Genomic DNA, 14,865 nt, shown 5'->3' with positions numbered 1-14,865 from the left:
CCGCGAGCGCCTCGGCTCCCGCGTCGCCCGCCCAGACAACGGTGGCGCCGAGCAGACCGTCCAGCGCGAGATTGCCCGCCGCCGGTGAGTCCGGCTTCCCGGCGAGTACGAGCACCACGTCGAGGCCGAGCCGGGCACCGGCGGCGGCGGTCAGCCGCGCGTGGTTGCTCTGCGGTGCGCCGGTGGTCACCAGGGCCGTCGCGCCGTCGGCCAGCGCGGCGCCGCAGGTCCACTCCAGCTTGCGTACCTTGTTACCGCCGCCGCCGAGCCCCGTGAGGTCGTCGCGCTTGACCCACAGGTCACCGGCGCCGAGACCGAGCGCGCGGGAGAGGCGCGGCGCGGCTTCGAGCGGGGTCGGCCAGGTGCCGAGCGCCGCGCGGCCCGGCGTACGCCCCTGTGGGGTACCGCTGTCCCGTGTCATGTCCGGTGTCATCGCCCTCACCCGTCCGCTGTCCGCCCTTGCCCGCACTGTCCGTCCCACATGATGCCCCAGCGGGCGGTGGGGGATGACGACCGCAGGACGCCCGGCAGGCGTCGGGTTCGCTGTCGGACGGTCGTGCGATGCTGGTGGGCATATCCCGATCATGACTGGAGAGAAGAGAACAGTCACAGGACAGGACTGAGGAGTACGGCAGCGGATGGCATGGACACGGCGCGCGAGGACCGGCACCTGGGACCGCTTCCTGGCGTCCGACCCGGGGCTCCTGCGGCTGATGGCCGGTCTGCGCACCGTCGGAGCCATCGGGCTCGCGCTGCTCGTGCTGGACCTGATGAACATCGCCGTCACCGAGATGGTGGCGGGCGCCATGGCCGCCATGGTCTCCACCTTCGCGATCAGGGAGACACGGGCACGCGGCCAGGCGATCACGCTGGGCCTCGGCCTGCCCGTCGCGCTGGTCTCCCTGTCGCTGGGCGCGATACTCAACACCCGGATCGTCACCGGCGACCTCTTCTTCATCCTGCTGATCTTCGGCGCCGTCTACGCCCGCAGGTTCGGCGACCGGGGCACCGCGCTCGGCCTGATCGGCTTCCAGATCTACTTCGTCTCCCTGTTCGTGCACGCCACCGTCTCCGGCCTGCCCGAGCTCTATCTGACCCTGGCGGTCGCCTTCGCCTCCAGCGCGGTCGTACGGTTCGTGGTCGTGCCGGAGACGCCGGAGCGCACCCTCGACCGGCTGCGCAGGGCGTTCCGCGCGCGGCTCGCCCAACTGGTCGCCACCCAGATCGAACTGCTCGACACGAAACCCGAAGATCTCGACAAGGTCCTCGCCGACCTGCGGCGGCAGACCGCCAGGCTGCACGAGGCCGCCCTGATGATCCAGGCCAGGCTGGAGGACGGCACCCGCGACGCGACCACGGCGACGCTGCTGCAACGCCGGGTCGCCGACGCGGAGATCTCCGCCGAGCGGCTCGGCGTGCTGCTGCTCAACGCCCGCAGCGCCGGGAGCGCCGACACCCTCACCCTGCACCTGCCGAACGCGCCGGTGCCGCCGCCCGCCGACCCACCGGTGACCGAGGACGACGCGATCGCCGTACTCCGCAGGGACATCAAGGCCCTGCATCTGCTGATCGTCCGGCTCGCTCCCGCCGACCGGGGCACGGGCCTCGCCCACGTACGGAACAGGCTGCTCGGCTACCGCGACGAGGAGAACCTGCCGCCGGCGAGCCCCGGGGTCCAGGACGTCTTCCGCGGCCTCGGTGAGGCGGCGCGCGCCGTCCTGGGGCTCCGCCTCGCACTGGACGGGCCCGAGGACGAGTCCGACGACACGCCGGAGACCACCAGGTCGCGTGAGGAGTTCGAGGCCGAGGACATCGCGCTCGGCACGCCCCCGGAGGAGACGGAGGAGGACAGGACCGGACTGCGGCGGCGCACCACCCGGGCCGCTTTCCAGGTCTCGGCGGGCTCGGCGCTGGCCATCGCCGGCGGTGAGTTCCTCTCCTCCCAGCGCTGGTACTGGGCGGTGCTGACCTGCTGGGTGGTCTTCCTCAACACGTCGTCCACCGGCGAGATCCTCGTCAAGGGCTACCGGCGGCTGATCGGCACGGTGTTCGGCGTGGTCGCCGGTGTGCTGCTCGCCGGCCTGGTCGGCAACAACACCTGGACCGCGTTCGGTCTCGTGCTGCTCTTCATCTTCGGGATGTTCTTCACGGCGCCGCTGTCGTACGCGCTGATGTCGTTCTTCGTGACGGCGATGCTCGGACTGCTCTACACCCTGCTCCACACCTACAGCCTCGCCGTGCTCGTGCTGCGGATCGAGGAGACCGCGCTCGGCGCCGCCTGCGGGATAATCGCGGCCCTGCTGATCCTTCCGGTCAAGACCGATCTGCGTACGGACGAGCAACTGCGCACGGTGCTGGCGCGGTTGAGGGAGGTCGTCGAGGCGGCCGTGGAGCAGCTCAGCGGCGGCCCCGCCGTCGATCTGGTCGACATGTCACGGGACTTGGACACGGCGCTGGACGATCTGCGGCGCTCCACCCGGCCGTTGACCCATCCGATCACCCCGCTGCGGGCGCGGCGCCGGTCGGCGAGCTATCTGGTGGCTCTCCTGGAGACCTGCGCCTACCACGCACGCTCGCTGGCCGCGACCGCCGAACTGGTGCCGTACAGCAAGAGCGTGGCGGCCGACCCGCGTCTCGCGCGGGCCGGCCGGCGGATCACCCGCAATCTCGACGTGATCATCGAGCGGGTACGGGACGAGAACGCCGAGGGCGAGGTCACGGCGGGGGCCAGCATCGCCTCGATGCTGGAGGGCGGGGACTCCGAAGCCCCGAGGTCGGGGACGGTCACCTTCCGCGTCCTGCGCCATCTGCAACGGCTCGACGAGGGTGTGGTCGGGCTGGCCCGTCCGCTCAACGTGCCGCTTGCGGAGCGCGAGGAGCGAACGGCCGCCTGACCTCCGCGCGTCCCTGGCCCACGCCGGGCCCGCGCGTCCGAGCGGGCTTTCTCAGCCGCTCACCGCCGGCTTCCCGCGCAGGAAGTCCCGCAGGCCCTCCACCAGCCTGTCGACGTCCCGGGAGTCGCTGTACGGCGCGAGCCCGGCCCGCAGCCCGCCGGCGTCACCGAGGCCCAGCCTGCGGGAGGCCTCCGGGGCGTAGAACGAGCCCGAGGGCGCGACGACCCCGCGTGCGGCCAGGTACCGGTAGGCGTCAGCGGTGTCGTGTCCTTCGAGGGTCAGCAGGAGCGTCGGCGTGCGGTGCGCGGCCCGCGAGTACAGCGTGACGCCTTCGAGGTCCGCCAGGGCCTTCTCCAGCCGTACCCGCAGCGCGTCCTCGTGCTTCTCCAGCGCGGTGAACGAACGGACCAGCCGCTCCCGCCGCGTGGGGGTGCCGCTGCGGGTGCCGGGGCCGGTGAGCTCCGCGAGGAAGTCCACGGCGGCCCGTGTGCCGGCGAGGAACTCGTAGGGGAGCGTGCCGAGTTCGAAGCGTTCGGGGACCGTGTCGGCGGAGGGGGCCAGCTTGTCGGGCCGCAGCCCCTCCAGCAGCGCGGGCCGGGCGGCCAGCACGCCCAGATGGGGGCCGAGGAACTTGTACGGGGAGCAGACGTAGAAGTCGGCGCCCAGGGCCTCCACATCCGCGAGGGCGTGCGCCGTGGAGTGCACGCCGTCGACGTACAGGAGTGCGCCGGTCGCGTGCGCCAGGCGCGCGATCGCCGGGATGTCGGGGCGGGTGCCGATCAGGTTCGAGGCCGCGGTGACGGCGACGACCCGCGTACGTGCCGAGAGCACGTCCCGTATGTGGTCCGGGGTCAGCTCGCCGGTCGCCGGGTCGAAGTCGGCCACGCGCACGGTGGCTCCGGCGGTCGCGGCTGCCTGCACCCAGGGCCGGACGTTGGAGTCGTGGTCGAGCCGGGTGACCACGACCTCGTCGCCCGGCGCCCAGGTCTTCGCGAGTGTCCGGGACATGTCGTAGGTGAGCTGGGTGGCGCTGCGGCCGAACACGATCCCGGCCGGGTCGGCGCCGAGCAGGTCGGCCAGCGCCTGCCGGGCGCCGGTGACGATCCGTTCGGCGTTGCGTTCCCCGGGCGTCGCGGGACCCCGGTTCGACAGGGGGCCCGCCAGGGCGTCCCCGATGGCGTCGATGACCTGCTGGGGCGTCTGCGTACCGCCGGGGCCGTCGAAGTGGGCGCCTCCCGCCTTCAGCGCCGGGAAGCGTGAGCGGATCGCGTCTATGTCGTACATCAAGAAGGGTCTCCTCCGGACTGCCCGTGCCTGGGTGGGGCACGGCGACGACACAGAGCGTATAGAGCGCCCCGGCGCACGCCGTTTAACGTCCGAATGTGTGGTAGTCACATCACAGGTATCACGGGTGAACCATACGGTGGAGCGCCGAATCGACACCTCGGCAACACCCTTGACACCCCTGACGACCGGCTCATAGTGTCCACGCCACAGAAATAACGTGAGAATTTCACACTCAAAGCTGATCATCTTCACGTCAGCGGAGTGAAGACGGAAGGATCTGTACGTGCCTGGTTCCTCGGCAGCGGACGTGCGGACGCTACGGCCGTACGCCCCGCGGTGCGACCACCGCACGACCCCGCTGGGGACCGACGAGCCGGCGCCGCTGCTGTCGTGGCGCCTCGCCTCGGACCGCAGGGGCGACGACCCCGCCGCCTACCGGGTACGCGTCGCCGAAGCGCCCGAGGACCTCGGCGAGGACGGGCTTCCGCTCTGGGACACCGGCCGGGTCGAGGACCCCGAGGCGACCGGCGTGCTCTACGCAGGACCGGCTCTGCGGGCCCGTACGCGCTACCACTGGTCCGTCACCGTATGGCCGGCGGACACCGCGCCCGCCGCCGAGGCCGCCTCCTGGTTCGAGACCGGACTGACCGCGCCGGGCGCCGGCACGTCCCCCGGCGCCGACGCGTGGAGCGCCTCGTGGATCACCCACGACCCGAACCCCGTCGACGTCATGAACGCCCCGACCGAGGGCGAACACGCCCTCGACGACCACGGGCTCGCCCCCTGCCCCCTCCTGCGCCGCACCTTCACCGGGTCGCCCGGCACCCGCGCCAGGCTCTACGTCAGCGCGCGCGGCCTGTACGAGATCAGCCTCAACGGCACCCGCGTGGGCGACGCCGAACTCGCCCCGGGCTGGACCGACTACACCCGCCGCGTGCAGTACCAGACGTACGACGTCAGCGACTTGGTCCGGGACGGCGAGAACGTCCTCGCCGCCACCGTCGCCGACGGCTGGTGGAGCGGGTTCGTCGGCTTCGAACCGCGAAGGGCCGGCGCCCACTACGGCTCGTTCCCCCAGCTCATCGCCGAACTGCACCTCACCGGCGCCGACGGCGCCACCACCACGGTGGTCACCGACGACACCTGGCGTACGCGGACGGGCGCCGTCCGCCACGCCGACCTGCTGATGGGCGAGTGCCACGACCTGCGGCGCGCGGCCGACGGCTGGGAGCTGCCCGGCTACGACGACACCGGCTGGCGGCCCGCGCTGGTCACGGACGCCGACCACCACCTGCTCGTGGCGTCCGTCGACGAACCGGTACGGGCCAAGGCCGAACTGCCCGCCCTCTCGGTCACCCGCGTCGGCCCCGACGCCCATGTCGTCGACTTCGGCCAGAACCTCGCGGGACGGGTACGGCTGCGCACCGGCCGGCTCGCCCCGGGCGCCAGGGTCGTCATCCGCCACGCGGAGGTCCTGGACGAGAAGGAGCGCCTCTACACGGCGAACCTGCGCACCGCGGCCGCGACCGACGTACTGATCGGCGACGGGCGTGAACACGCCCTGTTCGAACCGCACTTCACCTACCACGGCTTCCGCTACGCCGAGATCACCGGCCTCGCCCGGCTGGACGCCGCCGACGTCACCGCGGTCGCGTTGCACAGTGACACCCCCTGGGCCGGCTCCTTCGACTGCTCGGACCCCGACATCCGGCGGCTCCACACCTGTGTCGAGTGGGGCCAGCGCTCCAACTTCGTGAGTGTGCCCACCGATTGCCCGCAGCGCGACGAACGCCTCGGCTGGCTCGCCGACGCGCAGGTCTTCCTGCCCACGGCCGCGCTCAACGCCGATGTCGCCGCGTTCTTCACCAAGTGGCTGCGCGACGTCGAGGACGCCCGCACCCCCGACGGCGGTTTCACCAATGTCGCGCCGCGCCTCGCGGGCGTCACCGACGAGGGCGCCCCCGGCTGGGGCGACGCGGGCGTGCTCATTCCCTGGCACCTCTACCGGACCTACGACGACCCGCGCTTCCTGGCCCGTTCGCTGGACGCCATGCGCGCCTGGGTCGGCCTGATCCACCGCCACAACCCCGACCTGATCTGGCGCCAGCACGTGGGCCCGCACTTCTCCGACTGGCTCGCCCCCGGCACCCCGACCCCGCGTGAGGTCGTCGCCACCGCGTACTTCGCGCACAGCACCCGCCTCACCGCCGAGGCCGCCGCCGTCCTCGGACACCGGGAGACCGCCCGGGACCTGCACGGGCTGGCCGCGTCCATCAGGGCCGCCTTCAACGAGCACTTCGTCACCGTCGAAGCGTCCGGCGCCCCGCGTATCAAGGGCGACACCCAGACCGGCTACCTCGTCGCGCTCGCCTTCGGCCTGCTGCCCGACGAGCACACCGAGGGCGCCGCCGAGCGGCTCGCCCAGCTCATCGAGGCGGCGGGCCCCGCCCTCCAGACCGGCTTCCTCGGCGTGGCGCTCGCCGCGCCCGTCCTCGACGCCCACGGGCGGGACGACCTCGCGCACGCCCTCCTGAACCGGACCGAAGTCCCCTCCTGGCTCTACCCGTTGAGGCACGGCGCCACCACGATCTGGGAGCGCTGGGACGGCTGGACCCCCGACTCGGGATTCCGCGCCCCGGCGATGAACTCCTTCAACCACTACGCGCTCGGCTCGATCGGCGAATGGCTCCACCGCGGGGTGGCGGGCCTCGACCAGAGCGCCGAATCGACCGGCTACCGGCACCTGAGGATCGCCCCGCGCCCCGGTGGCCTGACCCACGCGGGCTCCGAGTACGAGTCGGTGCGCGGCGCCGTCGGCGTCCGGTGGCAGCGCGACGGTGCGGGCATCGAACTGCGCCTGCGCGTACCGCCGGGAGCGACCGCCGACGTCCATGTGCCGACCACCGACCCCGGCTCCGTACGGGAATCGGGCACGGACCCGGCAGCCGGCGAACACATCACACTCATCGCGACCGCCACCGACCACGGCGTCTATCGCGTGGCCTCCGGGGAGTACCGCTTCACAGCGGCCTTCACCCCGGCGGGCGGGCACACCAGACCGGCGTCACCAGCACGCGCCGGCACCCACGAGGGAGACACACCATGACCAGCGGTCCCCGCAGCCTGCCCGGCCTGGGCACGGTCAGCCGCCGAGGGTTCCTCCGCACAGCGGGCGGAGCAGCGGCGCTCGCCACGCTGCCGCCGCTTCTCGCCGCGTGCTCCGGCTCCGGCGGCAGCTCGGGCAAGGTACGCGTCGTCGGCGTCGCCGACGAGCAGAAGCCGATCGAGGAACTCCTCGCGCTGTACCGCAAGGCACACCCGGGCGACTCCTTCTCCACCTCGTTCGCGCCCACCGACCAGGTGCAGACCGTCGTACGCACCCAACTCGCGGGCGGCAACGGCCCCGACGTCCATGTGCTCTACCCGGGCAGCGGCAGCGCGATGTCGATGATCGAGCTGTCCAAGGCGGGGCTCCTCGCCGACCTCGGCGGCCAGACCTGGACCAAGCAGATACCCAAGAGCTTCGACGCGGCCTACCGCAGCGGCGGCAAGACGTACCTGTACTCGGCCGGCAGCAGCGTCATCGGAGCCATCCACAACAAAAAGACCTTCCAGGCCGCCGGGGTCGAGCCGCCCACCACCTGGACCGAACTCCTCGCCGCCTGCGCCAAGTTCAAGGCCAAGGGCATCGTGCCCATCGCGCTCGGCGCGCAGACCCCCTGGGTCACCCAGCTCATCACGTACGCCCTGGTCCCCAACGCCGTCTACGCCAAGAGCACCACCTTCGACGACGACATGGCCGCCGGGCGCACCACCTTCGCCGACTCCGGCTGGGCCGACGCCATGGGCAAGTACCAGGAGTTGCTGAAGCGGGGCTTCTTCAACGACAACCCCAACGGCACCACCTACGAGCAGCAGACGTCGATGGTCGCCTCCGGCAAGGCCGCCATGGCCGTCCAGGTCTCCTCCGTCCTCTCCAACTTCCGCGCCGCCACGAAGACTCCGGACGATCTCGCCATGTTCCCCTTCCCGGGCGGCGAGGACGCGGCGCAGCTCTGGATACCCGCGGGCATCGTCGTCGGCCTCGGTGTCTCCGCGCGCTCCAAGAACAAGGCCAAGGCCATGGCGCTGGTCGAATTCCTCGGCAAGCAGGAGAACATCAACCGCTGGGCCACCGCCGTCTCGGCGATCCCCTTCAAGCGGGACGCCACCACCAGGATCGACCCCGTACTGGGCGACTTCCTGCCCATCATCGACGACAACCGCGCCGTCCCCTTCATGGACCAGCGCTGGCCCAACGCCGAGGTACAGCCCGCCCACTTCGCCGCCGTGCAGGACCTGCTCGCGGGCAAGACGGACGTCAAGGGCGCGCTCGGCCAGATGGACAAGGCCTACGGGAAGAAGTCGTGAGGAGTCGGCACCGCGATCCCACAGTCCCCTCCTGGGTGTTCGTCGCACCCGCACTCGTCGTGTACGCGGTCGTCGTCCTCTACCCGAGCATCGCCGGGGTCGTCTACGCCTTCACCGACTGGTCCGGCATCGGCGGCTTCTCCTTCGTGGGCCTGGACAACTTCCGTACCCTGCTGGGCGACGACCGCGCCCTCGGCTCGGTCGGCAACACACTGCTGCTCACCGTCGCGATCGTCGTCGTCCAGAACGCCGTCGGGCTGCTGCTCGCGCTCGGTGTGAACGCCAACATCAGGACCCGCTCGCTGCTGCGGGTGATCTTCTTCGCGCCCGCGGTGGTCAGCCCCGTCATGGTCGCCGTGCTGTGGAAGTACGTCTACAACCCCGACGACGGCGCGGGACTCAACGGAGTCCTCGGCGCCGTCGGCCTCGGCGGACTCCGGCAGGACTGGCTCGGCAACCCCTCGCTGGCCCTGTGGTCCGTCGCTGCGATGGTCGTCTGGCAGTACGCCGGTTACTCGATGGTCGTCTTCCTCGCGGGGCTCCAGGGGGTCCCCGCCGAACTCCACGAGGCCGCCAGGATCGACGGCGCGGGTACGTGGCAGCGCTTCCGGTACGTCACCTGGCCGCTGCTGGCCCCGGCGCTCACCATCAACCTGATGCTGTCGACCATCGGCGGGCTGAAGCTCTTCGACCAGGTCTACGCCGCGACCAACGGCGGCCCCGGTACAGCGAGCGAGACGCTGTCGACCGTCCTGTACAAAGAGGCCTTCGTCTACGGCAAGTTCGGCTACAGCACCGCCATCGCCCTGGTCCTCGCGCTGTTCGTCGCGGCCGTCTCCCTGGTCCAACTCCGTTACCTGCGCGCCCGGGAGACAACCGCGTGAACATCCGCAGAAGGCCCCAGTACGGCAACTACGGCCTGGAACTCCTGATGATCGTCGTCGCCGTGGTGTTCCTGTTCCCGGTGTACGCGCTGGTCACCCTGTCGCTGAAGGACCCGCAGCAGATATCCGAGTCACCGCTCTCGCTGCCCTCACCGCCCACCCTGGGCAACTTCGGGGACGCCTGGTCCTCGGCGTCCCTCGGCCCCGCCCTGGTCAACAGCACCATCATCACCGTGGTCAGCCTGCTGCTGCTCATCCTCGTCGGCTCGACGGCGGCCTACTACCTGGCGCGCGCGGCCCGGGGCCTCGGTTACGGCCTCTACATCCTCTTCCTGCTCGGCATCGTGCTGCCGTTCCAGCTCGGCATGATCCCGCTGTACAAGCTGGTCGACGACGTCGGCTGGCTCGGCACGTACCAGGGCATGGTCATCTTCTACACCGGGATCCAGCTCCCGTTCACGGTGTTCCTCTACACCGGCTTCATCCGCGCCCTGCCCCCGGACTACGCGCAGGCCGCGCTCATCGACGGCTGCAACCACCGGCAGGCGTTCACCAGGATCGTCTTCCCGCTGCTGCGGCCCATCACCGGCACCGTGATCATCCTGAACGCGGTCTTCATCTGGAACGACTTCTTCACCCCGCTGCTCTACCTCGGCGGATCGGGCAAGGAGACCGTGCCGGTAGGGGTGTTCGCCTTCGTCGGCCAGTACGTGTCCGACAACGGCCTCGTCTTCGCGGGCCTGGTCCTCGCCGCGCTGCCCGTGCTGGTGGTCTTCCTGTTCCTCCAGCGTTATGTGATCAAGGGCTTCGCCGGCGGTCTCAAGGGCTGAGCAACTCCCTCGGAACTCAAGCGGAACTCGCACCGGCGGTCCCGACCCCCCGCGAAGGGGGCCGGGACCGCCGTACGTTCAGCGCTTCCGCGCCGGTCCCCGCCACCGCGCCCGCGCGCTCTCCACCCGGAACAGGTAGTCCGCGTAGGCCTGTTCGTAGAACGCCACGCCCGCCGGGTCCGGATCGATCACGGCTTCGGGAGCCGTCCACGCCGAGACGTCAAGCGCGCCGCCGAACTCCCCACCGCGCGCGGCGACTCCGGCCAGCACGGCGCCGCGCGCGCCCGGCTCGGGCCCGCGTGCCACGCGCAGCGGGCGCCCGAGGACATCGGCGAACACCTTCATCCACGCCAGGCTGCGGGTGCCGCCGCCGCACACGGCCAACTCACCGGTGAGACCGCCGGCTTCGAGACAGTGCCGGGCCGCGAAGGCGATCGACTCGCACATCGCCCGGACCAGATCGGCCCGCGAGGCCCGCAGGTCGAGACCGGTGAACTCGGCGCGCGCCGTGTGGTCGACGAACGGGGCGCGCTCGCCCGAGGGCGAGAGGTACGGCAGCGCCGCCACGCCGCGCGCCCCGCGCGGCGACTCGTCGAGCAGGCCCGCGAGTTGGTCGTGGGTGGTGCCGGTGATCCCGAGCACCCAGTCCAGTGCGACCGTGCCCGTCATCGCGGGCAGCGCCCGCATATGGCGGTCGGAGCGGGCCAGCGCGAGGTGGAAGCCCACCGGGTCCTCGTCCAGCGCGAGATGGTCCACCACGACCTGGCACGCCAGGGTGGTACCGACGATGAGCAGGCCGTCGCCGGGCTCGGTCACCCCGGCCCCGATCGCCGAGGCGGGCAGATCGTACGGCCCCGAGGTGACCGGCGTCCCGTCGGGCACACCGGGGAGGTGCCCGCGCGCGCGCCCGTACGGCAGGGTGCGCGCGATGGGCGGCAGCAGCTCCGCCCGGTGGCCGAGCCCCAGCGAGGCGAGCACCTCGGGGGAGTAGTCGCGGGTGACCGGGTCGAGGAAGGGCACCGAGGCGTCGGACAGGTCGGTGCCGCGCTCACCGGTGAGCGCGAGATGGACGACGTCCTTGCAGCACGCGGCGGTCGCCGCCGCGTCCAGCGAGCCCGGCTCCTCCCGGTCCAGCCAGGCCAGCAGCGGCCCGGGGGAGCCGGGGAACAGGACGTTCCCGGTACGCCGGTACACCTCGTCCGCCGTGCCGTCGGCCATCCAGCCGGCGACGAGCCCGCCCGCCCGGCCGTCCATCCACGACAGCGCCGGACGTACGGGCCGCCCCCGCGCGTCGAGCAGCCACAGGCCGTCGCCCTGCCCCGTGATGGCGACGAGCGCCGGGGGGCTCCCGTCGGTCACCGCGGCCAGCACGCCGGTGGCGGCCCGTACCACCTCATCGACGTCCTGCTCGACGTGATCGCCCTGCCCGTTCAGCGAGATCGGCGTGGATTCCACGCGCAGGGCCGTACCGTCCTCGGCGAAGGCCGCGGCCTTGACCACCGAGGTCCCCATGTCCAGTCCGACGAACACCGTGTCTCCTCTTGTCAGGTCGCTCCGCATGTCCGGTCCGCCGCCGGGTGTCAGACGACGCGGTGGGCGAGCGGCTCACCGCGCAGGAACCTGCCCACCTCGGCAGCGGCGATCCGCGCCGCGTTGTGCGCGACGGAGGTGTTGGCGCCCGCGAGGTGGGGCGTCATCACCAGCCGGGGGGCGGTCCGCAGGCGGGATCCCGGCGGTGGCGGCTCCACGGCGAACACGTCCAGTCCGGCTGCCGCGAGCCGTCCCGACTCCAGTCCGTCGCACAGCGCGTCCTCGTCCAGGAGCGCGCCACGCGCGCAGTTGACGACGACGGCGCCCTCGGGGAGCAGCGCGAGTTCGCGGGCGCCGAGCATGCCGCGTGTCTCGGGGGTCAGCCGCGCGTGCAGCGAGACCACGTCCGAGCGGCGCAGCAGCTCGTCGAGACCCGCGACGGGGGTGCCGACCTCGCGCAGGGCGTCCTGGTCCGCGTACGGGTCATGGATGAGCACCGTCGCGCCGAACGCGCCGAGCGCGCGCGCCACCCGGCTGCCGACGGCGCCGCAGCCGATCAGCCCGACGCTCGCGCCGTCAAGGCCGGGGCCGCAGTTGTCGTACGTGTAGAACTCGCCGGCCCAGCGCCCGGCGGCGAGCGCGGCCGAGGTCTCAGGGATACGGCGCATCGCCGCCAGCATCATCCCGACGGTGTACTCGGCGGTGGCCGCCGCGTTGCGGCCGGGGGTGTTGCAGACCTGGACGCCGTGCTCCTTCGCCGCCTCCAGGTTGACGTTGACGGGCCCGCCCCTGCCGACGACGACCAGCCGCAGGTCGGGCGCGCCGTCAAGGACCTTCGCCGTCACCGGGCCCATCTGGGTGACGCACACCTCGGCCCCTTCGAGCGCGGAGAGGATGGTGTCCTCGTCGCCCGAAGCCTCGTCGACCTCGGAGACCGGGCCGAACGGCGTCAGCGGCCAGTCGAGGCGCAGTTCGCCGATCGAGTGACCGGTGCCGATCTCGGCCGTCAGTTCCCGGGTGAAGAGTTCGGGGGCGACGAAGTGGTCGCCCGCTGCGAGGATGCGCATCTGCGAGATCTCCTTGGCGGTGGATCGGTCGGGGGCCGCCCGGCCGGGGGCCGGGCCGGGGTCAGCCGGGTCAGCAGGGGTCAGGTCGGGGCGACCTCGTACCGCACGCCGCTCTCGTCGAGGGAGCGCAGGACGTCGGGCGGTGTGCGGTCGTCGATCAGCACGAGGTCGAACGTGGAGAGCGGGGCCAGCCGGTGGAGCGCCGTGCGGTTGAGCTTGGAGTGGTCGATCATCAGGATGTTGCGCGCCGCCGCCTTGAGCATGGCGCGCTTCACCGCGACGATGCGCTGCTCCTGGTGGAAGGCGAAGTCGCCGTGCACGGACGACGTGGAGACAAAGCACAGGTCGACCCGGAGCGCCTCGATGGCCTCCACGCAGGGCACCCCGAGGAACGAGTCGTGCAGCCGGTCGTAGTCGCCGCCCAGCGCCATCAGGTGCAGACCCCGCTCGTCGGCGAGCAGGTTCAGCACTTCGAGGAAGTTGGTGACCACGGTCAGCGGCTCGATGCGCGGGAGCAGCCTGGCCAGTTCGAGACCGGTGGTCGAGTCGTCGATCAGGACGGACATGCCGGGCTCGATCAGCGTCACGGCCTTGGCGGCGATGGCTTCCTTCTCCGAGCGCATCGACTTCTTGCGGTAGGCGACATTGCTCTCGAACACACCGGACGGCTGCGCTGTCACACCTCCGCGTGACTTCCGCAGGATTCCCTCACGTTCGAGTTCGTCGATGTCGCGGTAGATCGTCATCACACTCACGCCGAACCGCTCCGCCAGATCCGAGGCGGACACCGAGCCCTCGGTCAGCACATGGTCGGAGATCTCCCGGCGGCGCTGCAGCGGACCTCGCTGGTTCTTGTTCTGTGACATTCCCCGGTCCTACTTCCGGTCTCGGTCCGAGACGACCCGAACACTAACATCCAGCACTGTGGATATAACATAGATTGGTGATGTAATCACCGGACGGCCGAGGAGAAGGCGGGACCCTGTGACAGACGCACGCCACCAGGACGTGTGGATGGGAGTCGACCTGGGGACGCAGAGCGTGCGCGCTCTGGCCGTCACCGACGACGGGCAGGTGCTCGGCAGCGGCTCGGCCCCGCTCACCGGCCACCGCGACCGCGACCACCACGAACAACTCCCGGGAGACTGGTGGGAGGGCGCCCGCGCGGCGATCCGCGAGGCCCTGCGTACGCTGCCCGCGGCGCGCGTACGGGGAGTCGCCGTGGACAGTACGTCAGGCACCGTGCTGCTGACCGACTCCAAGGGGGCGCCCCTCACCCCCGCGCTCATGTACGACGACAGCCGGGCCAAGGACGAGGCACGGGGGGCCCAGGAGAGCGGCGCCGAGGTGTGGCGCGCGCTGGGCCACACCATCCAGCCGAGCTGGGCCCTCGCCAAGATCCTCTGGCTCACCCGCGACAGCGGTACGCCGGACCTGGCCGGTGCCCGGGTCTGCCACCAGGCGGACTTCGTCACCGCGCGGCTCGTCGGGCGTCCCACGGCGACCGACTCCAGCCACGCGCTCAAGACTGGCTACGACCTCCTCACCGACACCTGGCCCACCGCGGTACACGAACGGCTGGGACTCTCCGGACTCGACTTCCCCGAGGTCGTGGCACCGGGCACCGAACTGGGTACGGTCGGCCGCGAGGCGGCCGAGGCCACCGGCCTCGCCGAGGGCACCCCGGTCATCGCCGGTATGACGGACGGCTGCGCCGCCCAACTCGGCTCGGGAGCCAGGGACGTCGGGCAGTGGAACACCGTCCTCGGCACCACCCTCGTCCTCAAGGGCGTCACCAGGACCCCGCTCCACGACCCGGCCGGCGTCCTCTACAGCCACCGCTCGCCCGACGGACACTGGCTTCCCGGCGGCGCCTCCAGCGTCGGCGCCGGCGCGCTGACCCGCGCGTTCCCCGGGGCCGACCTCGCGCGACTCGACCGCCTCGCCGCCGACCGGGAACCGG

11 protein-coding genes are annotated in these 14,865 nt (G+C 71.7%); 6 read left to right on the top strand and 5 right to left on the bottom strand.

The window, feature by feature from the left end:
* The coding region (locus tag QR77_RS02460) for a pyridoxal-phosphate dependent enzyme (RefSeq protein WP_150130536.1) at positions 1-421 on the bottom strand (421 nt) is incomplete at its 3' end.
* Between the two features lie 217 nt (positions 422-638).
* Here QR77_RS02460 and QR77_RS02455 point away from each other — a divergent pair.
* The gene (locus tag QR77_RS02455) at positions 639-2,894 is read left to right on the top strand and encodes an FUSC family protein (protein ID WP_040019436.1); all 2,256 of its coding nucleotides are present in this window, start codon (positions 639-641) and stop codon (positions 2,892-2,894) included.
* 51 nt (positions 2,895-2,945) lie between these two features.
* Here the strand turns inward: QR77_RS02455 and QR77_RS02450 are convergent, their stop codons facing one another.
* Positions 2,946-4,181, bottom strand: coding sequence for a cysteine desulfurase-like protein (locus QR77_RS02450; protein WP_040019435.1), 1,236 nt, complete (start codon positions 4,179-4,181; stop codon positions 2,946-2,948).
* 283 nt (positions 4,182-4,464) lie between these two features.
* Between QR77_RS02450 and QR77_RS02445 the strand changes: the two genes are divergently transcribed.
* The 4 genes from QR77_RS02445 to QR77_RS02430 are packed head-to-tail and all read left to right on the top strand — an operon-like array spanning position 4,465 to position 10,305.
* A complete protein-coding gene (locus tag QR77_RS02445; RefSeq protein WP_201778783.1) occupies positions 4,465-7,287 on the top strand; it encodes an alpha-L-rhamnosidase in 2,823 nt (940 codons plus the stop codon).
* Entirely contained in the window at positions 7,284-8,591 is a 1,308-nt protein-coding gene (locus tag QR77_RS02440; RefSeq protein ID WP_052488478.1) for an extracellular solute-binding protein, read from the top strand. Before QR77_RS02445 ends, QR77_RS02440 begins: the two co-directional genes overlap by 4 nt.
* A 35-nt stretch (positions 8,592-8,626) precedes the next feature.
* On the top strand, positions 8,627-9,475 hold the full coding sequence (locus QR77_RS02435) for a sugar ABC transporter permease (protein ID WP_236710506.1): 849 nt from the start codon (positions 8,627-8,629) through the stop codon (positions 9,473-9,475).
* Complete coding sequence (locus QR77_RS02430) at positions 9,472-10,305, top strand: carbohydrate ABC transporter permease (protein WP_040019434.1); 834 nt, start codon at positions 9,472-9,474, stop codon at positions 10,303-10,305. Before QR77_RS02435 ends, QR77_RS02430 begins: the two co-directional genes overlap by 4 nt.
* Before the next feature lie 78 nt (positions 10,306-10,383).
* Here QR77_RS02430 and QR77_RS02425 read toward each other — a convergent pair whose 3' ends face one another.
* The 3 genes from QR77_RS02425 to QR77_RS02415 form a co-directional block, all read right to left on the bottom strand.
* The gene (locus QR77_RS02425; protein WP_040019433.1) at positions 10,384-11,835 is read right to left on the bottom strand and encodes an FGGY-family carbohydrate kinase; all 1,452 of its coding nucleotides are present in this window, start codon (positions 11,833-11,835) and stop codon (positions 10,384-10,386) included.
* Between the two features lie 50 nt (positions 11,836-11,885).
* Positions 11,886-12,902, bottom strand: a complete 1,017-nt coding sequence (locus QR77_RS02420) for a 2-hydroxyacid dehydrogenase (RefSeq protein ID WP_040019431.1) — start codon at positions 12,900-12,902, stop codon at positions 11,886-11,888.
* Positions 12,903-12,982: 80 nt separating this feature from the next.
* Positions 12,983-13,768: a DeoR/GlpR family DNA-binding transcription regulator gene (locus QR77_RS02415; protein ID WP_040019430.1), complete on the bottom strand. Its 786-nt coding sequence runs from the start codon at positions 13,766-13,768 to the stop codon at positions 12,983-12,985.
* A 148-nt stretch (positions 13,769-13,916) separates the two neighbouring features.
* Here QR77_RS02415 and QR77_RS48145 point away from each other — a divergent pair.
* Positions 13,917-14,865, top strand: a 949-nt coding sequence (locus QR77_RS48145) for an FGGY family carbohydrate kinase (RefSeq protein WP_040019429.1), incomplete at its 3' end; no start/stop codon positions are given.

The sequence above is a fragment of the Streptomyces sp. 150FB genome (assembly GCF_000818195.1).
Lineage (GTDB): Bacteria > Actinomycetota > Actinomycetes > Streptomycetales > Streptomycetaceae > Streptomyces.
This window is presented reverse-complemented; position numbering and strand designations above follow the sequence as displayed.